The following is a 25653-nucleotide window of genomic DNA, read 5'->3' as shown; positions in this document are numbered from 1 at the left end:
CATGCTTGAAATGTTTACCCAGGACTTTTTCATCAATAGTCTAGTTGCAGTAGTCGTAATTAGCCTAGTAACAGGCGCTTTAGGATCGTTTATGATATGGCAAAGGTTATCTTATCTTGGTGATAGTTTGTCCCATTCTTCGTTGCTTGGTGTTGCACTTGCTTTAATCTTTAAGATTAGCCCATCGCTTAGCATAATGCTCATTGCAATTACATTTGCTATACTACTTTCTCTTAATTTTAACAGATTATATTCTGCTGATACGATATTGAACATTGTTACCAATGTAGTTTTATCATCGAGTTTAATACTTATGTCTTTTCTTCCATCGGGCAATAATAGTATTATTAGCTCACTGTTTGGTGATATATTAACGCTCGATCAAAGTGATATAATATTGATTTTTTTAATCTCTGTAATAGTTACTTTGATATTAATATTTAGATGGCGTTATTGGTTAATGATTTCAATTAATCAAGATTTAGCAGTAGTTGAGAAGATTAATGTTAATTTTGTTAGACTAGAATTTTTAATCACTCTTGCTATATTTATAGCAATTGCTGCCCAATTAATAGGAATATTACTCATTGCTGCATTTTTGCTAATACCAGCAGCATCTGCAAGGCTCATTTCGAAAACTCCAATGCAGATGATTATTGTTGCAACAGTTTTTTCTGTGATTTCTGGGATATCAGGTCTGATGTTATCTGCAAGTTTTGATTTGTTAACTGGACCTGCAATTATACTTGTTGCAGCCGTATATTTAATTATCGCTTATTTTATAAGGTTAGTATTAAGCAGGTTGGCTTGATTTTAGTCTCGAATGTTAATAATTTTGTAATATACTCATTATAAAACATCACTATCTTAGCACAAAATAGTCTTTGCTATATTATTGTTTATGTGCTAATGATAAGCTGTTAATTTTATGGAGTAAGCAATATGAGCAAAGAAGGATTTTTTTCCAAATATATATCTCAACCTGTGAAAAAATTTTATAATTATATTACAGGAAAAACAGAAGAGTCGGATAATGTGCAGAGTACGGCAGATGATGTGCACAATATTGCGCAAGAAAACTCAGAGTCTTTGGATACTCATGTACAATCAAATGAGAATGATATCATATAGATGGCATGAGGGTCATACCATCCAAAGTTAAAAAATTCCTAGAGAAACCTGATGCTTTAAGTGGTGTGTTAATTCATGGAAGTGATAACAGTAGGGTTGGTTTTTATGTACAAGAAATAATTGCCAATTTGGATGAGTATTCAGTTCAGGTGATGGATTTTGCAATAGTGAATAAGTCACCCGGTTTACTGTTTTCTGAATTGGCAAACATTTCGATGTTTACCAGCAAAAAATTAATTAAGCTGATAAATGTGAGTGGAGGTATATCCAAAGAGTTAAAAAACGTATTGGATTATAACGCAAGTGGTCACTATGTAATGATGGTAGCAAGTGATCTTCCATATAATTCTGCGACTAAAAGTTATATGGAGAGTTCAAAAATTTTTGGTGTGATTGCTTGCTATAAGGACAGCAACAGCAATCTTTATGACATTATATCAAGTTACTTAAAACAAAATGATATAAAATGCACAAATGAGATAATCTACCATTTGCAATCTTACTTTAATCATAGCAAGCTGCCTATATGTTCAGAACTTGAGAAGTTAGTTTTGTACTTAGGGGAGAGAAAAGACCTAAAACTTACTGATATAGAATTATGCTTTTCAACTTCCGGCAACGACTATGCTACACTTGATGATCTATGCTCTGCCATAGCAAGTAAAGATATGTCGCGCTTCATTAGAATTTCTGATGCATTGATATCGCAAGAAAATTTTTCACCGATAGCGCTAATTCGCATTATATCAAATTATTTCCTACGCCTTGAAAACGTTTTGCTGTCAGTGCAAGGTGGAATGAGTGAGCAGTCTGCGATTGATCAGCTAAGCCCTCCATTGTTTTTTAAACAATTGCAGAGCTTTAAATCTCATTTGAAAAGTTTGCAACTTTCAGAACTTAAAAAGATTTTGGAAGAATTGATAAGCTTAGAAGTTACCTGTAAAAAAACTGATTTAGATCATAAAATGATTTTTCAGCAGGTGATTTGTCATATTACAAATACAATTACTTGCTATAGCTAACAAAAATAAGGTGTAACCAGACTGCATTCTGTGATTTTTAGCAAAACATGATCTTTCATTTGAGCTTTCTTCAATTTAAAATAAATACAGAAAATTGCTGCCTATAGCTAAACTGACTTAGATTTACCGACAATTTGAAAAACCGTCATTCCGCTACTAGTTAGCGCCGCGGCGCTATGACGGTTCGCGGCGGCATCCTCGTCATCCCGCTACTTGTTAGCGGGATCTATGCTAAGAGATACCGCGGCAGCATAGCTATAGCTATCTTCAAAAATATGGTTGAATAATTGTTAATAATAGTGTATAATTATTAATATTTTCAAGCATTTTTGCCATGGCTCTTTCAAAATTTCTCGATCCTCGCAATGATTTGTGTTTCAAAAAAATCTTTGGAACGGAAAAAAATAAGAATATCCTGATCCACTTTTTGAACGATATTTTAGGGTTTACTGAGATAAATGCAATACAAGAAGTTGAGTTTCTTAGCACTATTATGGATCCCGAAGTTGCCTCTGATAAACAAAGTATTGTTGATGTTCTCTGCAAGGATTCTCACGGAAATAGATATATAGCAGAAATGCAGCTCGCTAGAGACAAGGGCTTCGAAAAACGCGCTCAATTATATGCCGCTAAAGCCTACTCAAGACAATTAGATAAATCTGGCAACTACATTGATTTAAAGAAAGTCTTCTTTATTGCTATATCAAATTGTAACTTACTTCCTGAAGAAGTTGGTTATATCTCTACTCACAATATACGTGATATAAAAACTAACGGCCATTACTTAAAAGATTTTCAATTTATCTTTATAGAATTGCCCAAATTTTCAAAAAGTAAAGTAGAGCAGTTAGAAAGTATAGTAGAAAGGTGGTGTTTCTTTTTTAAATACGCAGAAGAAACAACAGAAGAGGACTTAAAAGAGATAGCAGAAAAAGCGCCAATAATAAAGCTAGCATATGATGAATTAGACAAGTTTCGTTGGAACGAAAAAGATTTAGTAGCTTACGAAGAAAGAATAATGGATCTACGGAAAGAAGAAGCCATTCTTGAATACAGACTTGATCTTGCTGAAGAGAAAGGTATACAAAAAGGTATAGAGAAAGGAAAAATTGAAGGGAAAATTGAAGGGAAAATTGAAGGGAAAATTGAAGGGAAAATTGAAGGGAAAATTGAAGGGAAAATTGAAGGGAAAATTGAAGTCGCAAAAGCAATGCTGGCTAATAATGTTGATGTCAACACTATTGTCAAGTTTACTGGCCTTTCTATTAGTGAGATTGAAGAATTAAGTGGAAATCTGTGAACGGTTACACTTGGAAAACCTTTGTGGCATAATTTAAGTGGGCAGCGTAGTCTACGATTACCGCATAATTTACTATATAGATATTCCAGAACATATAGACTTCAATTGAACACAGAAAAGATTCTTATCAAAGTTAATTACCCTTATTGTCAATAACTATTAGCTACAGACCAGTTCTTGTTAAGTTACAGTAAAGAAATGAGTCATATATAGCTAAACTGACTTAGATTTACCGACAATTTGAGAAACCGTCATTCCGCTACTAGTTAGCGCCGCGGCGGTATGACGTGTTGCTTGGGTCAGCTATAGCTAAAGTAACTTAGGTTCACCGACAATCGTCATTCCGCTACTAGTTAGCGGAATCTATCCGCAACGGCATGACGTGTTGCTTGGGTCAGCTATAGAATATAGATCAGAAGTGACAGAGCTTAAAAAAAGGCATAACATTCTTAATAAACGTAAAAAGCTTTATGAAAATCAGAGTTGGAGTAATAGGCTGCTTAGGCAGAATGGGCAAGAAAATACTCAATGAATTAATTACAAATGCCGAAGTGGAAATAGCAGGTGCTGTTGCCCGTTCAGGCAGTAAGTACATAGATTCAGATATTGGACCAATTATAGCCAATCTAGGAATCAAGGTTACAAGTTCTATTAGTGGCATATTTGAGTTATCCGACGTTGTAATAGATTTTACAACTAAAGAATGTATGTTAGACTGCCTTAAAGCAGCTGTAAAATTTAAAACACCGCTGGTTAGTGGCACAACTGGAATAGAAGGTGTCGATTTGAAAGAATATGCTGCTGAAGTTCCAATATTATGGTCAGCAAATATGAGTGTTGGGGTTAATGTGTTGCTGAAATTGGTAAAAAAAGCTGCTGAGCTTTTAGGTAATGAATATGACGTTGAGATTTGGGAAATGCATCATAACTTAAAAAAGGATTCACCATCTGGAACAGCTATAGAACTTGGCAAAACAATTGCTAACGCTTCAAAAGTGGATTTTCAGTCCAATCAATATTTACATAGTGGTTCAAACATAAGAAAAAAGGGGGGAATAGGTTTTGCAGTATCTCGTGGAGGTGGAGTAATAGGAGATCACAGCGTGATGTTTGTTAATTCTGATGAACGGATAGAACTAAACCACAAAGCAATTGATCGCACAACATTTGCTAGAGGAGCTGTTCAAGCAGCAGTATGGCTATATGAAAATAAAAGAGAAATTCCGGGGCTCTATTCAATGCAGGATGTGATATGAGCAATACACGTGCCTCTGTTAAAGATTTAAATCTCTGGTATGGCTCTAAGCAAGTTTTATTCGATATAAATTTGAATATTTATAAAAGAAAAGTTACTACTTTTATCGGACCATCCGGGTGCGGTAAATCAACATTTTTGCGTTGTTTTAATCGTATGAATGACTATGTACCTGGATGCAAAACTGTTGGTGAATTAGATATCGATGGGCTGGGTGATATATATTCACGCGATATGGATGTTGTGCTACTCAGAGCAAAAGTTGGCATGGTATTTCAAAAGCCAAATCCTTTTCCAAAATCAATATATGACAATGTTGCTTATGGGCCAAAACTGCATGGTATGGTGAAGGATAAGCAAAAATTGAATGAGATGGTGGAAAATATTTTAACTAAAGTTGGCTTATGGGAAGAATTAAAAGACAGATTGCAAGATAGTGCACTCGATTTATCCGGTGGCCAACAACAGAGGCTATGCATCGCTCGCGCAATTGCAGTGAAGCCAACTATTTTATTAATGGATGAACCGTGCTCCGCTCTTGATCCAATGGCAACCAATGCAATCGAAAATCTTATACAAGAGCTGAAATTAAGGTTTACTATAATTATGGTAACTCATTCAATGAAGCAAGCTAAAAAGTTATCTGATAGTGTAATTTTCTTTCATAATGGCAGAATTGTTGAGTCTGGAAGCACTCAAGAAATATTCGAAAATGCTCAATCTCCCTTAACAAAGGAGTATATCCTGGATCATTAGGTTTCTGTCATCAAAGTAGCTTGGCTACTTTAAAAAATGTATCCGTATGCCGTATTTGTCATTCAGCATGGTAGCGGTTGGATCATTCAAAAAATACCACTTCATTCTTTTTGCTTCTAACTTTTCTATTTTTTACTGTAAATTTTTGCAGAGTTCTCTCACATTTACTCTCTGATTACCTTTTTGTCTTGCTTTGTTTATCTGTTTTAACGCTCCACTAAACGGATACCCAATTGTTCAACACTGTCTATTTCAATTTGTAAAGTGTCCTTTATAAACTTATCAGCCTGGTCTGTACTCATAAAAACTGTATGTTTATTGGGCATTAATTTTTCTATAGTGGCTCTATCTTTTTCGTCATATGTATATTTAAGAAGCTCATCAATTTCTTTGTCCTTCAGATGAGATGTGCAATTATAGCTATGCTTTTTGAGATCCAGAAATTTAGCAAAGCTATTACAATCGTTCTCATGGTGAAAGGTTACATTTATACCTACTATTTCGTCCGTTTCTTGCAACTTTCCATCTTTAGCTATCTGTGCCTTAGCAAGCGCAACTGTAGGTTTATGGCCATAATTTGCTCCAATAATCCTTCTTATTGAGTGTTCTATTGCCATTTTTTGCACTTTGGGATTTTCATCGAACTCTTTCAAAAAATTAAGGTGTAAGTTAATATATTCAGAGTATTTCAACCTGTGTTTTTTATGTATAGTTGGTTTGCAGGGCAGTTCATTTGTAGGTGACTTATAGCTTGCAAGAAGCAACTTTTGTTCATACTGTTCATTATATTCTTTTACCCCTTTAAAATGTCTTTCATATTGAGTCAATCCATCTTTTCCTTTTTTCTCCATCCTTTTCAAGAATTCCTCTGCTGGCTCTTGTTTAGCTGGAATAATTTTGCGTATAAACGGAATTTGTTTTTGCAAGCCAACCCAATATGGTAAGCAGACAACTTTTGCATCTTTCGAAAATAGACCTTCTAATTTTTTCACTGCATTGTATAAGTTTGCTGATTCTGGTTTATAATGCCCACTATTATTGTCTATATAAGTTATTTTACCATTTACCACTTTTATTAAACCAGAACATAAAACTGGCCTACCACCTGCAAGAGTTGAATGACGATAAGCCCACTCGTTTTTATTAACATTAATATGTTCATGAGTTACCAATCTGCCATCAAGCGTGATCACATAAGCTACACAACCTTTTTTACCCTTACTAATTTTATCAGTTGTATCATATAGCTTGCCTTCTAAGTCGTATAACCTTAGTTCCCCATCTTCCTCACCAATAAATTTGCTTTGATCAAACTGTTCATCAGAGTTAAAATACTTAACCTTTGTATTAGTTCTAGGAATTTTTCTTCCTTTAACTCCAACTTCTGAAAATAAATTATAGCGTGGAAAAAAATATGTAAATTTACTTTCTATCCAGTGTAAAATTCTGTTTATAATACCAAAAACTTTTTTGTTACCTAAATCAATAGAGAGTTGCTGTTCTTTTGGTACTGTTTTATGATTGGACTTTGTACCAGATTTGCCAAATTCTTTGGCAGCATATTTAAACTTTTCTAGTAAATATTCCTTACGCTCTTTTGATACTGACATTTTTACCTCACCAACTATTATTTTATTTTATATTATCTTAGACAAAAAGTCAACTTTTTCCTTAATATATTAATAAATAGCTATTTCATTTGCAGCATTGAGCACAATACTATTTGTTTGTGGAGCAGAAGAACTTCCATGTTAGCGCAGGAAAACGCCTATGGTCTGGCTCTTGAATAGTTATGTAAGAAGTCTAATCCACTTTCAGTTCCTCAGTATGTAAATTGCGTGGTAAAGATTCTAATTCCTTTGCAGCACTTAAACTTTTATTTTTTGCATGTATACCAAGCTTATTGAATTCTCGGGCAGCAGGAAACACCCTTGCTTCAAGCGAACCAGCAGTTTTATTATAATGATCGACAGCACTTTTTAAGCTCCTGCGCAAATTATCAAAGTTTTCGCCCATTGTGCAAATGCGCTCATATAAAATATGACCTAGTTCACTGATTTTCTTTGCATTTTCAGCTATCATCTCTTGCTTCCATCCATATGCTATTGCTCTCAGCAATGCAATTAGAGTGATCGGTGTTGCAATGATCACTTTTTTTTCCACTCCAATCTCTATCAAAGCAGGCTCATATTCCAGTGCTGCGCTAAAAACCCCCTCCCCTGTTAAGAAAAGCACCACAAGTTCTGGCGTATTTTCAAATTGATTCCAATACTCTTTTTTACCCAAGTCATTTATGTGTTTTTTTATTGCCAGGGAATGATTCTTTAATTTCTCCTTTTGTATTTGCAAATCATTTTGTGATATAGCATCCATGTAAGAATCAAGCGGCACTTTAGCATCTATTATTATTTGCTTTCCAGATGGCATTTTGATTATTAAATCAGGACGCAATAAATTATCCTCGTTTTTATCAACCACTGACGGCTGAGTAAAAAAATCGCAATATTCAATCATTCCCGCCATTTCTACCACTCTCTTTAACTGCATTTCACCCCATTTTCCTCTAATGTGGGGCTTTCTCAAGGCATTAGCAAGGCTAGAAGTTTGGTTCATCAGCGCTCCAATTTGCTCCTTTAAACCTTCATAGGCCCCTACCCTCTCCTTTTCTAGCTCACGTATTTCGTTATCGAATTTTTCTAATTTTTCTTTTATTGGCGTTACAACTTCGTTGATCGTTGCTTGTCTTTTTTTGAAATCGCTTTCTGTTTCTTTTAATTTACTATCGATTACTTCCTTTACTAAGTTCAGAAAATTATTGTTATTTGTCTGCAAAGCATCAAGAGAGAGCGCTTTAAAAGTGTTTGTTAATCTCTCCTCTGCTTTTGTTAGTAACTCTATTTCCTTTTTCTTTTCCTCACGTTCTTTTTGCAGAGTTACTTCAAGCTCTGCTCTTTTGACCCTTAAATCAACTATTTCTTCATTCTTTGTAAGTAAAGTTTGCTTTGTTTCTTGAAGCTCACGCTCTAATTTACATAAATTACCCTCAAGGTTTGCTTTCTTTTCGCTCAGTTTTTTTACAATAATGTAGAAAAATAGTAATAGAGAGACAACCAGAGCTATAGAATTGAAAAGCATCAGAATAAAAAAACTGCGTTTACAATTCTATATGATTTTTGTGTGTATAGCTATAAGTAACAACGTCATACCGCACACAACTGTACGAATGTCTAGTTTAGTTATAAAATGTATATAAAATATTAACCGCTGATGTCATCCCAGTGCGTGACACTGGGATCCAAATTTTTTAGACTGGATCTTATGGTCAAGCCCACAGATGTATGAACATTGTCTACCAGGAGGGTGTCATCCCAGTGCTTGACACTGGGATCCAGGAATTTTATTAAGTTGGTAAGCATAAAAGTAGCCGTTTTATGTTAAAATACAACGTTTTGATGATTATGAAAAGGCTGGATTCCAGACTGGAATGACAAGAAGAGGGCATGGGATGACAGGAGCGGAGCTATACAAAAAGAAGTAAAACGGCTCTAAAGATGATGCTATAGAAGTTTTTAGTACTTGCTCGCAACTTTCAACAATTTAATAGCACTGGTGTTTACAACCTCTCCGCCGACACGCTTAGTGACAAAAAACCTCACATAAGGTTTATTCGTATAAGGGTCTCGTAATATTCTCATTCCTCTGTTATCTACAATCTTATAAGCTTGTTTGAAATCTGCCATCGCAATTACCGGTAGCTGATTGTTTGGCACCGGTGGCATATCGGCAGATTGATATACTGGTATTCCCATTAAGGTATCTGGAGCTTCAAGCGACAAACTTGGTTGCCAAAGATATTGACCTGTTTGAGCTTTTAGTAGCCTAACATTCTTCAACGTACTCCTGTTCATCAAAAATGATGCATTTTTGGAATAATATTCATCCAGAGAGTAATACAATATCATTATTGAATCGCTATCCAATTTTTCAGTTTTAACTTGCTCTATTTTATTGTAGCCCTTTCCATCATCATAAGCTAAAATTCCTTTGGGTTGAAAAGTGCCATCACCCTTAATGAAGGCTTCGTTTTCTTTCTTACTAAAAGTCTCGGCAATCTTTTCCACCAGCCAACTCTCAACATCGACAAACGCATCATCGAGTAACTTTTGTGATATCTGTGGTTGAGCATATAACTCGTAAGTCGTGATAGAAATCTTTTGGATTTTAGGCGTGTCCGTATCTTTTGCAAAATCATACTTAGATTTATTGCCACCGTCCTCATCATCTACTGTTTCACTGCTCCAACCTGCACCGGCACGGTCAAAATCTTCTATAATGTAATCCAATGTTTCAGTAGAGATTCTTTGACTGGAGCATATTTGTCGCATTGGGGACGAATCAGTTACGCGCTTGTTTATGCGTTTTACAATATGCGGAGTAACTAGATACCCTCCGATATCATTATCATCTCCACTGAGGGTTTTGTGTGATAAACCGCTTTCCATTCCCTTGCGGATATAATCAGAAAAATATTTATCACTTGTGCTAAAATCTGTATTTACTTCTGGACGTTGAGCTGCAGTTTCGATCAAGTCTAAACACTCTTTGCAACTATCAATGGCATTATTTACCTTGCATAGCTGCTCAATCGTTGCAGAATCAGCACGCCCTTTGCTCTCAATTTCTTTTAATTTGCGATCATTTATTAATTTAAATTGCTCCCATGATGAAGCGAGTTCATTGATACGGTGAGCGATATCGGTAAGTGACATAATAGCCTCCTTTGAAAATAAAATTAGAATGGAAATAAGGTAATAGGAATGGCACCCATAGATGTTTCCCACAGTTGTACGAATATTGCAATATGGTACATAGTAAACGATGTCATTCCAGTGTCTGGGCACATAACTGTACGAACATTGTAGTTTGGGAGCAATTCCCTACCAGTGGGGTGTCATCCCAGTGCCCAGACACTGGGATCCAGCTTCTATGCAACTTAATTAAAAACGTTTGTTTTAGCGTAAGACAACTACCTTTAGCTCATCAGCTCAGTTATAAGCAAAATTTCTGGATTCCAGACTGGAATGACATCATCTGTTGTGCAATTTATCTTCAAAAATGAATATTCGTACAGTTATGTGCCCAGACACTGGCATGACATCATTTGTTTATCTGTTGAAAATGTAAATCGGAAAATAGCGTGGCACTTTGTACCACGCTTAGTGATGTAAGCTTAATCCAGTAATTAAATTAAGCGAGGTAAAACAAAAGACAACAACAATATATAATGTTCGTTTTTTTATGTCAAGCACTTTTTTTATCTGCTTCGATTAGATAAGGGATTTCAATATTAATTCTGCACTACTTGCAGTTTTTGTAATGGGTCTGCCAATGACGATATAATCAGCTCCTAAATTTATTGCTTCTCTTGGTGTTGCTGTTCTTTTTTGGTCGTCATGACCTGGATCTATACGAATTCCTGGAGTAATAATTTTAAAGTCTTCACCGCATTCTCGGCGCACTTCTTGAGCTTCTAGTGCAGAACAGACTATTCCATGGAGTCCAATCTTTTTTGCAAGCTTTGCAAGCAAAATTACCTGTGATTTTACCTCTCTTGCTACTCCAAGCTCGTTTAAATCCTCATTGCTCATACTAGTTAGCACTGTCACTCCAATCAGCTTTATTTTTGTGCCTTGCACCACACTTAGCGCTTCTTCAAGCATTTTTGTTCCGCCACTGATGTGCAGAGTTAACATTTCAACACTTAGAACTTTTATTACTTCAACTGTTTTAGCCACAGTGCTCGGAATATCATACAATTTCAGATCTAAAAAAATTGGTACATTGCATTTTGCAACTTCTTGCACTCCAGAGAGACCATGAGCAGCAAAAAATTCTAATCCCAGCTTTACCATGCCAACTTTACCACGCAGAGCATTAGCTAGAGAAATAGCCTTATTTAAGTCTTGTGTATCCAGTGCGCATATTATTGGGTTCATTATCTTGCATAATTTTTTTTATAATAAAGCTAATTATTATGTTTTGCAAATACCTTCACTCTGATTACGTTCATAAGATTCTGTCAATAGTGAATTTGGCAATTTGATCGGGGTGGATGAGCGACTGTTATATCCAGAATCTTCCTCGGATCCATATCCAGGATCTCCTGCATGTAAAGGAACAGATGTTTCGTCTGGCGATGATGCATATACAAGATCTTCCAGCAAAGAAGAAGGCGTTTTGTCTGGCAAAAGCCGTGCAAATTCTTCTTGTAACGCAAACTTTAATATTTGAATCGTATTTAATATTGCTTTTCCATCATTATTTCTTATAGGTTCTTCTATATTGTCTGTTACGCATCTTATCAACAGTTGCACAAAATTCACTTGTTTTTCTTTCTCTTTCAAAAAATCTTCTATTTGACTGTCTCGTTCTAAAAGTGAATTTCTTAAACTTTTCACTTCGTTATTACAATCTTTTCTTATCCATCTAACTCAAAAGATTGATTTTTAATTAAATCATCTGCTTTATATAGCTCTTCAAATTTCCTTTTTAATTCTTGAGATAAGTTTTTATTTTTCTGATTAATTTCTTTAAATTTACATTGTAATTCATCTAATTCTACACAAAGTTCTTCTTGTCTTTTATGTAATTCTTCTTTTTTTTCACATAATATATATTTTTCCTTACACAATTTTTCTATTTCCTTACACAATTCCTCTTTTTCTTTAGATAATTTTTCTATTTCCTTATATAATTCTTCATTTTTTAATTCTGCATGTTTATTATTGTCTATTTTCCTTTTCAATTCCGTCATGCGTTTTTCTTTTTCAGCTAGATTACCTTCTTTTTCTTGTAACTGTTCACGTAAACGCGAGATTTTAAGATGCAATTCTTCTTCTCGTGCAACAAGCTTATCTATTTCCTCTCTTGTTTTGTCCAATTCATTGTCTATTTCAAACGTACGATTCTTTGCTGTTTCTAATCTTTTCTCTAAAGATTTTTTTTCTTTAAGAAGAGATTCTCTCTCAACTTCTGACTCATTTACTTTCTGATCCAATTTTTTTGCTCTCTTGTCTAAATTTTGCTTTTCTCGAGTTAATTCATGTTTTAATTTTTCCACTTCTTTGTTTGCAGCTTTTTCAGCTTCCTTTCCTAGAGTTATTTTATTTTCTAACTCTTGCTCTTTCTGAGCGAATTTACTTCTCTTAACCTCTATTTTTTTATTATTACTAATCATTTTATACGAAAGTGCAAGCACCAAAACAGATAATGCAGCTAAAGCAAGAATTAGAGGAAGAGGCACATTAGAAGTTACAGTAAGCGCTAAAGATGTAAGTAACGTAAGAGTAGCTAAGGAACTAGCTACAAAATAAAATGTGTTAGCTTTGTTAAACAAATTGCTCATTACTCCCCTCCCCTCATGAACAAAACTTCAGCAGTCTTGTATATATTTATTAAAATTCTCTTATCTGTGGAGGTCCCTGCACTTACATCGTTAAGGTGTGATAGGAATTATTTGTTGCATCTCTAAAAGCGATAAATTAGGGCTGCCGGTACTTGTATTAGGATTTTCGTGATTTAGTTGCTCTGAATTTTCTTTATTCTCATCCTCATCTTCCTTTTTAGGAGATAGAGATTTTCTAGAATATCTTCTTGGTGTGGATGTGCGAGGAGAAAGTGGTTTCGGGAAAGTTAGTCCATTAGCAAGCTTATTTTCACCTGTTCCTTCAAATTCTGATGAATGTTTACTACTCAGATCCTTTATCATTTCCAGTGAATTAGTGGGAGTGTTAAATAAACTGTGTCAAACCGAAAAAAAAGTAATAAATTGATATAAAAAAATGGAGGTTTGACAATGAGTCAGAAAGTAGTAAACAGAACTACCGGTTTGGTAGATTATAAAGAATTAGAAACAAATATCCTGTCGTCTATACGAGAAGGAAGACCGTTGACAGGAAGAGATGGAGCATTAACACCGTTTATAAAAAAGTTGCTGGAGGTAAGCCTGGAAGGTGAAATAGAAAACCACTTGTCGGCTGAAAGCGAAGAGAATAATCGAAGAAATGGGAGGAATGCAAAGACTTTACGTACAAGCGCAGGGTCATTTGAACTTTTGACGCCAAGAGATAGGGAAGGAAGTTTCGAACCACAAATAGTCAAAAAAAGGCAAACAAACTTACATCCAGAGCTTGAAACGAAGATTTTGAGCACATTTGCCAGTGGTATGGGCTATAGAGATATAGTGTCACATGTTGAGGAAATTTATGATCACAAAATATCGGTGGCAGAGATATCAAGTATTACTGACAAATTGCTACCAGTAATCAACGAATGGCGTAGTCGCCCGCTGCAGTCTGTATATCCGATAGTTTTCATGGTTTTTTAAAGTCAAAGAGGACGGGCATTGCGTAAGTAAATGCATGTATAACATATTAGGCATAGATCAAAATGGCAAAAAAGAAGTATTAGGTTTTTATTTGGCTGAAAGTGAAGGAGCTAACTTCTGGTTGGGAGTGCTAAATGACCTCAAAGAAAGAGGAGTAGAAGATATCCTTATTGCCTGCGTTGATGGGCTGAAAAGCTTTCCTGCAGCTATAAACAGTGTCTTTCCTAATGCGGAAGTGCAGATGTGTATAGTGCATCAGATACGCAACTCACTGAAGTATGTGGCCAGTAAAGATGCGAAGAGTTTTTTGAGCGATTTAAAGAAGGTATATCAAGCTTCAAGCAAGGAAATTGCCGAGAATTATCTGTTGGAATTGGATGAAAAATGGGGCACAAAGTACCCTATGGTTATAAAATCTTGGCAGAATAATTGGGAAAACTTGTCTGGTTATTTTAAGTATTCTGGTCCAGTTAGGAGGATAATCTACACCACCAATCCCATAGAGGGGCTACATAGGCAAATTAGGAAATTCACTAAGACCAAAGGCTCATTTACCAGCATAAATGCCTTGCATAAGCAGGTATATTGTGCTATAAAGAAGGCAGAGGAAAAGTGGACGATGCCTGTACATGATTGGGCATTAACTATCTCTCAACTTGATGTTTTCTTTCCTGGCAGATTGAAAATTGAGTTGAACTAAAAATGCGGTTTGACACAGTTTATTTAACACTCCCACAACAAATGGTGTTATGCAAGTAGCTGACACTGCTCTCCTTTGTCATCCCAGTGCCCAGACACCTTAGACAATCTGCCAACTTCTGATTTTGTCCATTCTGGGCGGGATTGTTGAGTTCTCTGATCTTAAATACTACATTTACTTCATCAAGATCAATGTTGACTTCTTTTACTAATGTCCTAATAAGACTACGTTTAGCTTGCCAATCTAGGTGTTCCAATTCCGATTTAACACTAGAATAAAAGCCCTTTATGCTATTTGTAATAAGATTCATTTTCTGCTGTAGTCCCTTTTGATCAATCACCTTTTTCTTCTCTCCTTCAATCTCTTTTAAACGTTCCTTCATTTTTTTCATTGCCTGCTTAAAGTCTTCCTTACTTATATATTTTTCCTCACTTGTATTCTCTTGAATATAATAATCATTGATAAGTTCTTTAATATTTTGTTTTAATTGACTCTCACGTCTTGCAAACCTTTCATCTAATAATTCATTCTTATGTTCTGAAATTCTACATTGGTACTCCTTTACCATCCTATCTGGATTTTTTAATACACTTTTTACTTCTTCCCACACACCTGTTTCTAACACTTCTCCACGAATAGATCCGTTAGTGCATACCTTATTACCGTAAAAATTTCTTGTACCCAGGCAAGTGTAATAAGTATACACAATCTTTTTTTCTTTGCTGTAATTTCGCCTTCCGCAGTAAGCACGTCCACAACACTTACACACAACTAGCTTTTGCAACAGATATGTCTCTTTTCTTTGCTGCACTCTTGCTCTCTGTTTATTCTCAATCAATTGTTCTTGTACTACATTAAACAAATCCTCGTCAACTATTTTCGGCACCGGTATATGAATCCAATTCTCCTCATCTGTACTGTAAATAGAGTGAGTTCGCCGGCTGTTGCTTTTTTTGGTTTGACTTCTAGCATTACTGGGCCCGCCTTTGTTTTACCATATGCTGCTAGCCCCTTGTATGCTGGATTTTTTAACATCTTATGGATGGTGCTTGAATGCCACACCTCTTTTCCTGTTTGTGTTCTAACAGAAGCTTCTCTTAGTCTCTTTACCGCTTCTCTAATACTTATCCTTTCCTCTCCAATCCACATGAACACCTCTCTCACTACTTTTGCTTCCTCTTCATTAATTTCAAATTTGTTTTCTCCTCCTTTTACATGCTTTCTTATATATCGATAACCATAAGGTGCATTGCTTATTACACTCACACAACCTTCTCTTGCTGCATGCAGTTTTCCCCTCATGCTTCGTATCAAGATTTGTCTCAGTTCAAACCTTCCTACTGCTCCTTGCACATCTGTCATTAAATCGGACTCTGGTGTATCATCAACCTTATGATTTGAAAAGATTATTTCTACTCTTGCTCTCTTAAATTCATCTATTACATCTCTTTGATCTACAGGATCACGTGACAACCGATCTAGTGAATAGATATAAATCTTATTAATTTTTCCTTCTGCTACTTTATCACGTAATTTCTTTAAACCTTCACGCTCTAAATTTGACCCTCTACGGCCATCGTCAGTGAATACATATTCTTCCAATAACTCATGTCCATCTACAGCAATTCTACGCTTAAGCTCTGCAATTTGGCTCTCTATTGTATGATCCCGCACTTGTCGGTCTGATGAAACTCTTGCATACAAGGCCACCGTTATCATCTTTTTCTACCTCCTTTTCGTTGTTTCTTTTTACTGAATACTTTAGTAACTGCTCGTAAGCTTCTGATAAATGTTTATCTGCTAACTCATCAGGCTCATATCGACAGGTCACAGTTAACGTTCTCTTTCTCATAATTTCTCCTGTAAATGTTTTCATAGTTCAGGCACTCCCTTTTTCCATAAATCCATTACTCTTGCGAAAAAGACGCAACTGTTAACCTTTATTTCTCTCAGCTTTTATGCAAAATTTTAGAAACACATACGCTATCTTTCATCAATTGAGCACTCTCCCAAATCATCAAGCTTCTTTTTTCCCTCTAATGATAAAATTTCCCTTTTTCCATAATCACCTCTTTCTTAGCCACAGCCCTTCTAAATTTTCACAAGCTCTTCTTTTGCCACTATCACACCTGCTGCTGATACGACCCTTATTTTTCTATGAACTCTCTCTGCTTATTTGCGATTTTTACGTTCTCTAACACTTCTTTTATCTCTTTATTATTTCTCGCATAATCCATTGCCGTTTTGCCAAATTTATCCTTTTGCTCTACATTTGCTCCCGCTTTTACTAGCTCTTCTACTATTTTTACCTCACTTACCATGCATGCCAGGTGTAACGCGGCAAATTTGCTACTTCGTTCCACTGCGTTTACCTCTACTCCTGCCTTTATCAGCTCCTTTGTATTTTCTACACGTTGTCCCATTACTGCTAAGTGCAATGGTCTATATTGTCCCGCATCTGCCACATTTATATCTGCTCCTTTTTTGATTAATAACCTCACTTTTTTTGGATCTGGCATTCCCACCGCGTAATGCAATATCGTCCTTCCTTTTGTGTCTTTTTTATTAATATTTTCTATTGAGTTATCTAATACTTCTTTCCACGACTTATTAAACTCTTCTCTTTCTTTCTTACTAAATTTTACCATAATGTTCCTCAGCTATTAATGCAATTTAAAGTGCCTCCAATTTGGCTCACTTTAGCGCTTAGCAAATCTTGTTTATTTACTAGCTACTTTTTCACTTAGGGCTGTTTTGGCATAAAAAGCAAGTTTTTTTTACAAAATATACACATTTTTTTCGCATATTAGATTAAGATATAAATCTATATACTTAATCTGTTAAATAATAAGCGGTTCCTCTCCTGCTGTTGTCAGCTTTTTCTTTTAAATTTAGGCTTCCTATTTTTCCTATTATCTTGTAGCCAACCCTTTTACTCCCTTCTCTTACAGAAAGCTCTTTTTATAGCCCTTTTATCTTCTCATCCATATCTTCTAGCTCTTTTTCCACTTCCATCAGTGCCTTCTTGACCAATGGCGCTTCTTCTAACTTTTCCCTTATTTCTTCAAACCTTCTTTCTCCTTTTTCTTTTAAATCTAGGCTAAATATCGCATCTACTGTCCGCTCCGACAACTCCCTTAGTTTTTCTAGCAACTCTTCAGTTCTCGCATAATACATTGCTGTTTTGCCAAATTTATCCTTTTGCTCTACATTTGCTCCAGCTTTTACTAGCTCTTTTATTATCTCTTTTGTTTCTCCTGTCTTGCATGCTATATGTAGTGGTGTATATCCTTTTTGGTCTTTCGCATTTACGTCACCTCCCGCTTCTAATATTGCCCTCACGTTCACTATTTCCCTCATAAATACTGCTTCATGTAGGGGGGTCCTTCCTATGTAGTTCCCAGTATTAACATTCGACCCTGCTTTTATTAGCTCCCTTACTGTCTTTTCACAACTCATTAAGCTCGCACTATGTAATGCCGTATATCCTCCATCATCTATAGCATTTACATTTGCTCCTCCTTCTATCAGTGCTTTTACATTCTCTACCTTTCCATAGAATGCCGCTAGGTGCAATGGTGTCTCGCCTCTATTGTTTCTATCGTTTGTACCTGCACCTTTTTCTATTAATAACTTTATTACTTCTGGATTTGACACTTGTGCTGCTCGGTGCAATATTGTGCAACCTGCTGCGTCTTTTTCATTTATTCCACGAAATGAATTCTCCTTTAATTTTTCCAGTCTTTTATTTAAATTGAACATTTTAGTTACCTCACTATAAAAACATACATAAAGTCGCCAATTTGGCTCACTTCAGTGCAAGATCAATTTCTTATGTTTACCTACACCTACCTAATTTATAGCTGTTTTGGCATGGAAAAGCAACTTCTTTTTTTCAAAAAACACACATTTTTACCGAATGTTAATGTAGTATATGAAGATATAAATATATGTATTTAATTCATTAAGCATATAGGTTGTTTTTCTTCCCAGGACCTGTTCAAATGTCGATGTTCATGCCATGTTAGTACACCTGGGTAAAACACTAAAATGTAGTTTTCTAGCTCGTATGTTGCATTTTTTTGCTTTGAATCCAATTCGTTTTCAAAATGAATGTAGTGTTCTGCTACGCTAAATCTTATTATTTTGGGGGTAGAGAAATTCTTTACTTGATAGTGGTGAACGGCAAAAAATCTTTCTAAAATTGGCTTGTATTTTAAATTCCACAGTTGTTCAGATAGCTTATCACTTCCTAGTAAAAACCTTTTTCCCCTCTCTTCTATACTACTTACTGGAAAACATGCGTTTATTTCTCCTAAACTCCAACTGTCCGATAATACTATCTGCGCTTTAGCAAACTTAATCTCAGGTAATAAGCTCTGTGGTAGCGGATATAACGTTTTTAAATTATTCCACTGATGACTTCTTTCATAAATACCGTTATAATTCTTTGTGTGAGGCTCGGTTTCTCCAAGGATTGCTACATCTAGCCTATACAGATCATTACTTAATGCCTGCTCATAATGATCGCGTAGATAGTTTTCTATAATCCTAATAACTGGACCACTAGACCTGAAAAAATTTACTCTCCCAAATGATAACACTGGTCCATCTTTTTCTATTTTTACCCCCGAATAGTCAGAAAGAAGATCTCCAAATAAACTCTCATCCAATATAAATCTCTGCGCATTATAATAATCGTTAAAAATCCTCATTAGCCGTGATCTTGCTGGCAATGATAGTTTTGCTAATTCTACTACTGCATCAACGAAGAAGTCGTTCGGAACATCTTTTATCCCTATCTGTAATTCAAAAAAGTGTTCTCCGGGTGGCTCTTCAATAATTGTAATATCTTCTATATTTGCCCACTTCAGTGCTATTTTCAGCGATGCTGGTGTTCCTCTCAAACGCTGAAATTTTATTCCTTCTTTTATCGCCTTTCTTTTGTCTTTTACCCAGCGTAGAATTTCCCCCAATCCATATTCTTCAACCAACCACGGCAATATTTTTTCCCCTAGGCTAAATTTAAATCCTTTTACACAGCTTGGGTCTACTTTGTAATCGATTGCATCAATCAGCGCTTTTTCTTGCTTTGTTGCGTTTGGTGGTAATAGCATTAATTCAACTCAACATTTAAACTTCTTAAGGCAGCACACTCATTCCCCAGTACCACAACATCCTCTCTTGGCTCGATTAATTCTACGTTTTCTACCCCATCCACAAACAGGTTGGCTATAATCCATGATTTCGTTACTTTCCATCCTAATCTTTTCGTTGTTTCAAATTTTTCTATAAATTGCTTCTTCACCGTTTCAATAATATCTGGTCTTTTAATGCTAATTTTACTGTGGATATCTATTTCTATAATATTGCAACTTACCACTTCTATTGTATCTGTTAAAATCCTCACATCCTCCCTGTTTAGCTGATTTCTGACAATTTCTAGTAATTCTTCTGGCAGTGTGGATAATTCTGTGGATAAGATTGAAACTTGTACTTTTCCTGGTACAGGTGATTCTACTAATGCATCTTTTACTCTCGTATCTGCTGATAATGCATAATACCGATAATTTCCTCCTGTGCTTGAGCCAACTATTCTTGCCTTGATTCTTTTTCTAAATCGTTCATCCTTTTCCCCGTTCTCCCTTTCCACTCCGTAAAATTCAGCTAAATCATCAAGTTCTTCTCCCCTTGCAAACTTAAGTAAGTTGCCCCTTGCTGCTTCGTTTATTCTTTCTCTCAGCAAAAGTTCTCGCCATGCTGCTACCTCTAAAATCTTTATTGCTGGGTCACTTTCTACTAATGCTGTAAAACTTGAGTCTCGACGTATCAACTCCTCCTTCATACGTGAAAAGATTTCTTCGAAGTTCAGTGGCTCAATAATGTTAGGCTGCTCCATCTTTATACCACAACTCCATCAAAGCGAATCTTTTCCCCCATTGGTAAGTACAATCCTTCTAGGTCAAGCGTTACTTTTCCTTCTTTCACTTCTGTTATTTTTACTTTTTCTAACTTAAATCTCTTTTCCCACTTTTGTAGTGCTTCTGCTGTTGCTGCGTAAATTTCTAACGTAAAATCACGATTTACTGGCTTATCTACTAATTCAAATAATCTTGAACCATAGTTCCTGCGCATTATTCTGCTGTTAATAGGAGTAGTTAAAATATTAACTATTGATTGCTTTAAATGTTCTATTCCTTCTAACTCTTTTCCAGTATTAACGTCCATTCCTCGCATAAACACGTTGCCTTTTGTGTTATATCTGTTTAATCATTTTCTTCTTAGTACTTGCGTATTTTTCACGAGCTATAGAGATAGCTTTTCTCAACTTCTCCTCAAGGATTTCCTTAGGAGGCAACTGTCTTAAATACTGTGCAACATGAATATTAGATCCTTCAAGCTCCAGGTATTCTATATCTTCTTGATCCTTATCAGCACACAAAATAATCCCTAGGGGTTTTTCTTCATCTGGTTTTCGTTCATTTTTATCTAACCAATTTAAGTACCATTCCATCTGTCCTTTATAAGCTGGTTCAAATCGACCAATTTTTAGTTCTATTGCAATAAGGCGCCTTAATCCCCTATGAAAAAATAGCAAGTCTAAATACCTATCAATTCTTTCGGTACTCATCCTTTTTTGACGTGTCACAAAACAAAAATCATTACCAAACTCTTGTAAAAATTTTACCAGTTCATCCAAAATCGTATTTTCTAGATCAGTCTCACTATGACTTGATGGCAATTCCACAAAGTTAAGGAAGTATGGATCGTGAAAAATGAATTCGGGGGCTAACGTATTTTCTTCACGTAACTGTTTGATGCTTTGTCTTATGAAGTCCTCAGGCTTTTTTGCTAGTGCTGTACGTTCATACAACATGGTATCGATTCTACTACGTAGTGCTCTAACACTCCATCTTTCAATACGACACATTTCTATATAATAATTACGCTTCAGCTCATCAGAAATTGCAATAATTTCTACAAAATGTGACCAACTCAATTGTTGTGACAGTGTCGCGACAATTTCTTGATCGGGAAAGAATTTGGAAAATTGCACCATCCGAAACAATGAAGCTCTATCAAATCCACGTCCATATTTCATCTGAAGTTCTTTTGCAAGTTGGGAGATGATTTGCTTCCCATAATCTGCACGTTTGTGCTTTAGGATATCTTGATCAATTCTGGAGCCAATTTCCCAGTTTAACAATACTAGAGTAGAATTGAATTGAACAGAAAGATGATTCTTTGCTCTATCTATTAAATTACTAACGTCTCCTAATAGGCTAGTAGTTATATCCATGTTCATAATTTTACTTTTGGTAAGTATAGCACATGGTTTATTTTTATTCTGAAAAAACATTACTACTTCCACTTATTACCTTAAAACCACAAGATACTGAATCCCCAACTCTTCCTATACCATGACCATTTGCAAACACTGTTTTTGACCCTTGTGCCATTACCTTACCTTCTGTAAAACTATCTCCTTGCCGACAAACTGGTCTTCCGTTTACAAATATATCTCTGCTTCCACTTATACAAAAATGCGGCAACGCTTCCCCGCAGTGATCTCCTAGGCATATAACTGATTTATTCATTCCTTTTCCTAATTTAGATTTATTCTTTGTGCCTTAAGTTTTATTCCATCCTTTGTCATCTCTACGCTTGATCCTTCTACTTTCAACGTTATTTTATCTACTACTTCAATCTCAAGATAATGATTCTCCTTGTCGTACGATAATTTTGTTCCATCTTGAAATTTTACACTATTTATTTCCTTTTTATTCTCCGGAGGCGGATATTTCTCCTGATATATTGCCGGTAACACCACCCCTAATGATAATTCCCCAAATGGTGATAACACTACCACTTGCTCATCAATATTCGGTGGTGACCAGCTTTCAGCTCGGCAAGTAATCCATGGTAACCAATCTGTTAAAAATTCTCCTACTTTGACCCTTACTCTTGCTTTTTCATAGTCGATTTCTTTCACTAGACCTATACGAATAATATTCGCTAGCCTTCTATTTAGCTCTGCAATGGCAAAATTATGGTCTAACATTTATATTTCCCACGTTTATGGTATGTGGCTTAATTTTTCCCTCTAACCAGACTGATTCTCCCAAATGCAGCTCGTGAACCCATTCAACTAACCACACTAAATACGCATCCAACTCTGGCCTAAATCCGTCAATTTCCGCAGATATAAATTCTCCTGGCGAAACATTTTCCACGTTCCAAGTATTTTTACTTACAACCCTTGCAACTTCCGCTGCCAGTGACCTTACCACTACCTGAGAATCCTCGACTGTTCCATCAACTACTACTCTTGCCTCAAATCTTGCCCTCAACGCTAATTCCTCAGTCCCCGGATCTTTTCCTGGTTCTAAACTTGCAAGCTCTACAAACACTGCTGGCGCTATTATTTCCCGACGTTCTGCTCTATACATTTCGCACGTTTGTATTGCTGGGATTTCTTCTTTTAGCGTTTTACAAATTGCCTGATGTAAATTTCCCCAGAACATTATTTCATATAACTCATTTGCTGATCAAAATACTTCTCAAATACTCTCTCTACTTCATTATCAACTAACTCTTTCATTATTTCCCGAGCTTGCGTGTTTACTTTAATTTCATCTATTGGTATGTACCTTCTTTTCTATATGACCATTTTTCATTGTTGCTATAAATGCTCCTTCATACATACGGCTTCCTACTTTTGCTCCTATCTTTGTCTGTTTTATACTCCCAAGTTTTGCTACTCCTATCCACTGCGAACTCAGCTTCACTACTGACCATAAACGCTTTCTATTTGCTTTATCCACACTTAACTTTTTTCTCATTGCTTTTTTTGGTATTTGTTTTTCTTCGCTAACTTGTTTGACAGTTTGCGATCTTACCCATAGTGCTGTTTTGTTTAATGCCCTCACCGTCGCTTTTTCCACTTTTTTCCTTTCAGCATCTATACTTTGTATTACCTTTTCAATACTACCGGTAACTTCAACGTTAATACGCATTTACACCCCTGACGCTTGAATTTTCCAGATTATTCCTGAATTATCCCTAAGCGGCGGTGAGTGTACTCTGTATCTACAACTACCTATGGAAAAAGTATCTCCCACCATTGGCTTTAATACATCAAACACACTTACTTCTAAAGTCAAAATTTCTCCTACAAATTGTCCTTCACCAATCCCGTATAATTTATCTGGCTGTTGCTTTAATATCTGTACCTTGTATGACTTATCCTTTGACTCATACAACGCTTGCTCTCCCAGATGTGCAAAACAATCTTTAAATAATCTCTTAATATTTCCTTGCATTCTTCCTTTATACTTACTAAACTTCTAAAGCTTGTGTAGGTAGCTTTTTCGTACCTCTTTTCTTGTAGTTGCTCTGCCTACAAAAACCATTTGCACATCTTACCTTTATATAGTAATTTAAGAAGCACGCTAAGAAAGTGGCTACATTGGTAGGAGAGTTTGATTAAAGTCATTCTCTCCTTTTTGGCTCCTCTATGCTGCAACGATTTTTACTAATATCCCCGGACGGTGGCACATCGGCAAAGGGTTTGATTGGGTATGAAGGTCAGTTCCTCTATCAAATCTTCTTGGCTCTTGTTTTGCATAGAGCGGCTGTCCTAGTGTATTTACTGTTTCATTGAAGTCCGCTGGCGCAAAGTAAGTAGTAAATGTGTTTGCTGTACCAAGTGGAAAACAGTGCCCCGTATCTTTTTCTATAAACCTTCTCACATTTCCTTCAGGGTCAGTTGCTTGTCCTCTGTACTCCTCAAATGTTATTCCACAGAACGTAAATCCTGATCTCATGTCGTTCCGGAGTGCTGCTCCTTCTTGCCATCTCTCGTATGCTTCTTTTACCTTGGTATGAGAAGTTAAAGCGTCAAAAAACTCTGGGCTTACCAGCGCATGAATCCCGGTCATATATTCACCACTTAAGTTGTCCTCAACATGCCTCAATACTTCCAGACACTTACGCTTGACATCGGTGGTTGCTGTTCCCAGCGCAAAATTTACTACTTTTGGCGTAATTTCAAATTCGTTGTAAAGGTTTAATAACTCACTGCCATCAGCATCCAGAATAATCCCTTTTAACGCCCCCATCCGCAAATGTTCTAACGTTATTGCGTGTTTGTTTCTCATCAATTGCAAATGATCGGTTATTACATCTGCAAGTGCTTTTAGTTCACTCTCTGACCCAAATGCCCTTATTCCTTGTACTTCTTCAGGCAATACTACGTCATCATGGGGAATATGTGGTATCGTAAACGTCCTTATTTTCCTTTTTCCTCTTTTCCCTACTGTTGCTGGTGCTCCTGGGACTTGTGTTGGTAATAAAGTTAAAACTCCGTGGTGTTCTTCTATCGTAATATGTCGAAATCTTACCGATCTACTTGGAAATAAATTTAAGCTTTCTGTTCGACCATAATTTATCGGCAATATGTTTATTGCTTTAGTTAATTCCGTCATATTAAATGCTGGATTTGTAAATGGATTTTGCATTCTTTCCCCCTTTCCCTTTAATGCTGTGTGTTTTAAGTTGTTTCTATGTAAGTTGCTGAGTCTGGTAGCTCGTTAAACTCCCTTGCGGATGATAACGCCTCGTGCTTCAAGTTGCTTTATTGCTGCAGCTTTCTGCTCTTCTGTTATATTTGCTGGCCACACAACCGCATGATCTGCTAGCATTGCTATACGAGTAATGATTACTGCTTTGGTGGTTTCCGTTGCGTTTACATCACTTGTTATTACACCTATTGCTGTTTGTGTGCCATCTGTGGCTGTCGGATTTATTATCTTAATCATGTTATCTTTATCATAGCCAACAACTGTTCCAAGTTTGAGGTTTTGTCCTTTGACTACGGTTATTTCCTCTCTTGTATAATCTCTATATACTTCATATTTCAGAAGATCACCTTATATGTTAAAAACAAGTTCATAAATATTACAAAGTGGTAATATTAAGAACATGCAGAGAAGAGGAACCGTAGATCGCCTTGGTCATAAAGGACCGTAATTTAGCAAGGTTCTCTTCCCTGATTATTTACTGAAAAGTTCCGAACAACTGATTGAGCTTTTAGGCTCGTAT

General features: G+C 36.0%; 30 protein-coding genes and 1 pseudogene. 8 read left to right on the top strand and 23 right to left on the bottom strand.

Going from position 1 to position 25653, the window contains the following annotated elements; genetic code table 11:
- The first annotated feature begins 1 nt into the window (after position 1).
- The 6 genes from AAGD68_RS02560 to pstB all read left to right on the top strand — a co-directional run bounded on the left by AAGD68_RS02560 (position 2) and on the right by pstB (position 5464).
- Positions 2 to 811, top strand: a complete 810-nt coding sequence (locus tag AAGD68_RS02560; RefSeq protein ID WP_253307337.1) for a metal ABC transporter permease — start codon at positions 2 to 4, stop codon at positions 809 to 811.
- Positions 812 to 942: 131 nt separating this feature from the next.
- Positions 943 to 1131, top strand: coding sequence for a hypothetical protein (locus AAGD68_RS02555; RefSeq protein WP_265045433.1), 189 nt, complete (start codon positions 943 to 945; stop codon positions 1129 to 1131).
- 5 nt (positions 1132 to 1136) lie between these two features.
- On the top strand, positions 1137 to 2153 hold the full coding sequence (gene holA, locus AAGD68_RS02550; RefSeq protein WP_341814342.1) for a DNA polymerase III subunit delta: 1017 nt from the start codon (positions 1137 to 1139) through the stop codon (positions 2151 to 2153).
- Between the two features lie 334 nt (positions 2154 to 2487).
- Positions 2488 to 3453, top strand: a complete 966-nt coding sequence (locus AAGD68_RS02545) for an Rpn family recombination-promoting nuclease/putative transposase (RefSeq protein WP_341814341.1) — start codon at positions 2488 to 2490, stop codon at positions 3451 to 3453.
- A 470-nt stretch (positions 3454 to 3923) separates the two neighbouring features.
- Positions 3924 to 4709, top strand: coding sequence for a 4-hydroxy-tetrahydrodipicolinate reductase (gene dapB / locus AAGD68_RS02540; RefSeq protein WP_253307334.1), 786 nt, complete (start codon positions 3924 to 3926; stop codon positions 4707 to 4709).
- Positions 4706 to 5464, top strand: coding sequence for a phosphate ABC transporter ATP-binding protein PstB (gene pstB, locus AAGD68_RS02535; protein WP_341814340.1), 759 nt, complete (start codon positions 4706 to 4708; stop codon positions 5462 to 5464). Before dapB ends, pstB begins: the two co-directional genes overlap by 4 nt.
- 206 nt (positions 5465 to 5670) lie before the next feature.
- Here the strand turns inward: pstB and AAGD68_RS02530 are convergent, their stop codons facing one another.
- From AAGD68_RS02530 to AAGD68_RS02520, 3 genes are all read right to left on the bottom strand, one after another.
- Complete coding sequence (locus AAGD68_RS02530) at positions 5671 to 7074, bottom strand: hypothetical protein (protein ID WP_265017649.1); 1404 nt, start codon at positions 7072 to 7074, stop codon at positions 5671 to 5673.
- A gap of 193 nt (positions 7075 to 7267) precedes the next feature.
- Positions 7268 to 8599 carry a DNA recombination protein RmuC gene (gene rmuC, locus AAGD68_RS02525; RefSeq protein ID WP_265045427.1) on the bottom strand — a complete coding sequence of 444 codons (1332 nt, stop codon included), beginning with the start codon at positions 8597 to 8599 and terminating at the stop codon, positions 7268 to 7270.
- A gap of 434 nt (positions 8600 to 9033) precedes the next feature.
- Complete coding sequence (locus AAGD68_RS02520; protein WP_265045425.1) at positions 9034 to 10233, bottom strand: phage major capsid protein; 1200 nt, start codon at positions 10231 to 10233, stop codon at positions 9034 to 9036.
- A gap of 92 nt (positions 10234 to 10325) precedes the next feature.
- Between AAGD68_RS02520 and AAGD68_RS02515 the strand changes: the two genes are divergently transcribed.
- The gene (locus AAGD68_RS02515; RefSeq protein ID WP_264688133.1) at positions 10326 to 10583 is read left to right on the top strand and encodes a hypothetical protein; all 258 of its coding nucleotides are present in this window, start codon (positions 10326 to 10328) and stop codon (positions 10581 to 10583) included.
- Between the two features lie 208 nt (positions 10584 to 10791).
- Here AAGD68_RS02515 and pyrF read toward each other — a convergent pair whose 3' ends face one another.
- The 4 genes from pyrF to AAGD68_RS02495 all read right to left on the bottom strand — a co-directional run bounded on the left by pyrF (position 10792) and on the right by AAGD68_RS02495 (position 13232).
- On the bottom strand, positions 10792 to 11460 hold the full coding sequence (gene pyrF, locus AAGD68_RS02510) for an orotidine-5'-phosphate decarboxylase (RefSeq protein ID WP_253307329.1): 669 nt from the start codon (positions 11458 to 11460) through the stop codon (positions 10792 to 10794).
- A gap of 36 nt (positions 11461 to 11496) precedes the next feature.
- Positions 11497 to 11922: a hypothetical protein gene (locus AAGD68_RS02505; RefSeq protein ID WP_341814339.1), complete on the bottom strand. Its 426-nt coding sequence runs from the start codon at positions 11920 to 11922 to the stop codon at positions 11497 to 11499.
- A gap of 20 nt (positions 11923 to 11942) precedes the next feature.
- The gene (locus AAGD68_RS02500; RefSeq protein ID WP_341814338.1) at positions 11943 to 12869 is read right to left on the bottom strand and encodes a hypothetical protein; all 927 of its coding nucleotides are present in this window, start codon (positions 12867 to 12869) and stop codon (positions 11943 to 11945) included.
- A gap of 90 nt (positions 12870 to 12959) precedes the next feature.
- Positions 12960 to 13232: a hypothetical protein gene (locus tag AAGD68_RS02495; RefSeq protein ID WP_253307327.1), complete on the bottom strand. Its 273-nt coding sequence runs from the start codon at positions 13230 to 13232 to the stop codon at positions 12960 to 12962.
- Positions 13233 to 13319: 87 nt separating this feature from the next.
- On the opposite strand from AAGD68_RS02495, the pseudogene AAGD68_RS02490 reads away from it, so the two are divergent.
- Positions 13320 to 14550 (top strand): annotated as a pseudogene (locus AAGD68_RS02490) (IS256-like element ISWpi15 family transposase).
- Between the two features lie 19 nt (positions 14551 to 14569).
- Here AAGD68_RS02490 and AAGD68_RS02485 read toward each other — a convergent pair.
- The 16 genes from AAGD68_RS02485 to AAGD68_RS02410 all read right to left on the bottom strand — a co-directional run bounded on the left by AAGD68_RS02485 (position 14570) and on the right by AAGD68_RS02410 (position 25472).
- Entirely contained in the window at positions 14570 to 15436 is an 867-nt protein-coding gene (locus AAGD68_RS02485; RefSeq protein ID WP_341814337.1) for a zinc ribbon domain-containing protein, read from the bottom strand.
- Positions 15424 to 16224, bottom strand: a complete 801-nt coding sequence (locus AAGD68_RS02480) for a recombinase family protein (protein ID WP_341814301.1) — start codon at positions 16222 to 16224, stop codon at positions 15424 to 15426. The genes AAGD68_RS02485 and AAGD68_RS02480 overlap by 13 nt, the downstream gene beginning before the upstream one ends.
- Positions 16184 to 16426: a hypothetical protein gene (locus AAGD68_RS02475; protein WP_253309514.1), complete on the bottom strand. Its 243-nt coding sequence runs from the start codon at positions 16424 to 16426 to the stop codon at positions 16184 to 16186. The genes AAGD68_RS02480 and AAGD68_RS02475 overlap by 41 nt, the downstream gene beginning before the upstream one ends.
- Positions 16427 to 16697: 271 nt before the next feature.
- Positions 16698 to 17198: an ankyrin repeat domain-containing protein gene (locus AAGD68_RS02470; protein WP_264688210.1), complete on the bottom strand. Its 501-nt coding sequence runs from the start codon at positions 17196 to 17198 to the stop codon at positions 16698 to 16700.
- A 313-nt stretch (positions 17199 to 17511) separates the two neighbouring features.
- Complete coding sequence (locus AAGD68_RS02465; RefSeq protein WP_265016401.1) at positions 17512 to 18312, bottom strand: ankyrin repeat domain-containing protein; 801 nt, start codon at positions 18310 to 18312, stop codon at positions 17512 to 17514.
- Positions 18313 to 18506: 194 nt separating this feature from the next.
- Positions 18507 to 19667 (bottom strand): phage tail protein, encoded by a 1161-nt coding sequence (locus tag AAGD68_RS02460; RefSeq protein ID WP_264688208.1) that lies wholly within the window; start codon positions 19665 to 19667, stop codon positions 18507 to 18509.
- Entirely contained in the window at positions 19667 to 20449 is a 783-nt protein-coding gene (locus AAGD68_RS02455) for a baseplate J/gp47 family protein (RefSeq protein WP_253308960.1), read from the bottom strand. Before AAGD68_RS02455 ends, AAGD68_RS02460 begins: the two co-directional genes overlap by 1 nt.
- A gap of 2 nt (positions 20450 to 20451) precedes the next feature.
- The gene (locus tag AAGD68_RS02450) at positions 20452 to 20787 is read right to left on the bottom strand and encodes a GPW/gp25 family protein (RefSeq protein ID WP_265045414.1); all 336 of its coding nucleotides are present in this window, start codon (positions 20785 to 20787) and stop codon (positions 20452 to 20454) included.
- Between the two features lie 19 nt (positions 20788 to 20806).
- Positions 20807 to 21910 carry a YhcG family protein gene (locus AAGD68_RS02445; RefSeq protein WP_253308962.1) on the bottom strand — a complete coding sequence of 368 codons (1104 nt, stop codon included), beginning with the start codon at positions 21908 to 21910 and terminating at the stop codon, positions 20807 to 20809.
- Positions 21894 to 22148 (bottom strand): PAAR domain-containing protein, encoded by a 255-nt coding sequence (locus AAGD68_RS02440; protein ID WP_253308963.1) that lies wholly within the window; start codon positions 22146 to 22148, stop codon positions 21894 to 21896. The genes AAGD68_RS02445 and AAGD68_RS02440 overlap by 17 nt, the downstream gene beginning before the upstream one ends.
- An 8-nt stretch (positions 22149 to 22156) precedes the next feature.
- Positions 22157 to 22612 (bottom strand): phage baseplate assembly protein V, encoded by a 456-nt coding sequence (locus tag AAGD68_RS02435; protein WP_265045412.1) that lies wholly within the window; start codon positions 22610 to 22612, stop codon positions 22157 to 22159.
- Positions 22599 to 23075: a hypothetical protein gene (locus AAGD68_RS02430; protein WP_264688407.1), complete on the bottom strand. Its 477-nt coding sequence runs from the start codon at positions 23073 to 23075 to the stop codon at positions 22599 to 22601. Before AAGD68_RS02430 ends, AAGD68_RS02435 begins: the two co-directional genes overlap by 14 nt.
- A gap of 108 nt (positions 23076 to 23183) precedes the next feature.
- Positions 23184 to 23567, bottom strand: a complete 384-nt coding sequence (locus AAGD68_RS02425; RefSeq protein ID WP_253308966.1) for a phage tail protein — start codon at positions 23565 to 23567, stop codon at positions 23184 to 23186.
- Complete coding sequence (locus AAGD68_RS02420) at positions 23568 to 23873, bottom strand: hypothetical protein (protein ID WP_253308967.1); 306 nt, start codon at positions 23871 to 23873, stop codon at positions 23568 to 23570. It lies immediately after the preceding gene.
- Positions 23874 to 24065: 192 nt separating this feature from the next.
- Complete coding sequence (locus AAGD68_RS02415) at positions 24066 to 25070, bottom strand: major capsid protein (protein ID WP_341814336.1); 1005 nt, start codon at positions 25068 to 25070, stop codon at positions 24066 to 24068.
- 72 nt (positions 25071 to 25142) lie between these two features.
- Positions 25143 to 25472 carry a head decoration protein gene (locus AAGD68_RS02410; RefSeq protein ID WP_265016806.1) on the bottom strand — a complete coding sequence of 110 codons (330 nt, stop codon included), beginning with the start codon at positions 25470 to 25472 and terminating at the stop codon, positions 25143 to 25145.
- Positions 25473 to 25653: the final 181 nt, after the last annotated feature.

The organism is Wolbachia endosymbiont (group A) of Machimus atricapillus, assembly GCF_964027095.1.
In the GTDB taxonomy this organism is placed as follows: domain Bacteria; phylum Pseudomonadota; class Alphaproteobacteria; order Rickettsiales; family Anaplasmataceae; genus Wolbachia.
This window is presented reverse-complemented; position numbering and strand designations above follow the sequence as displayed.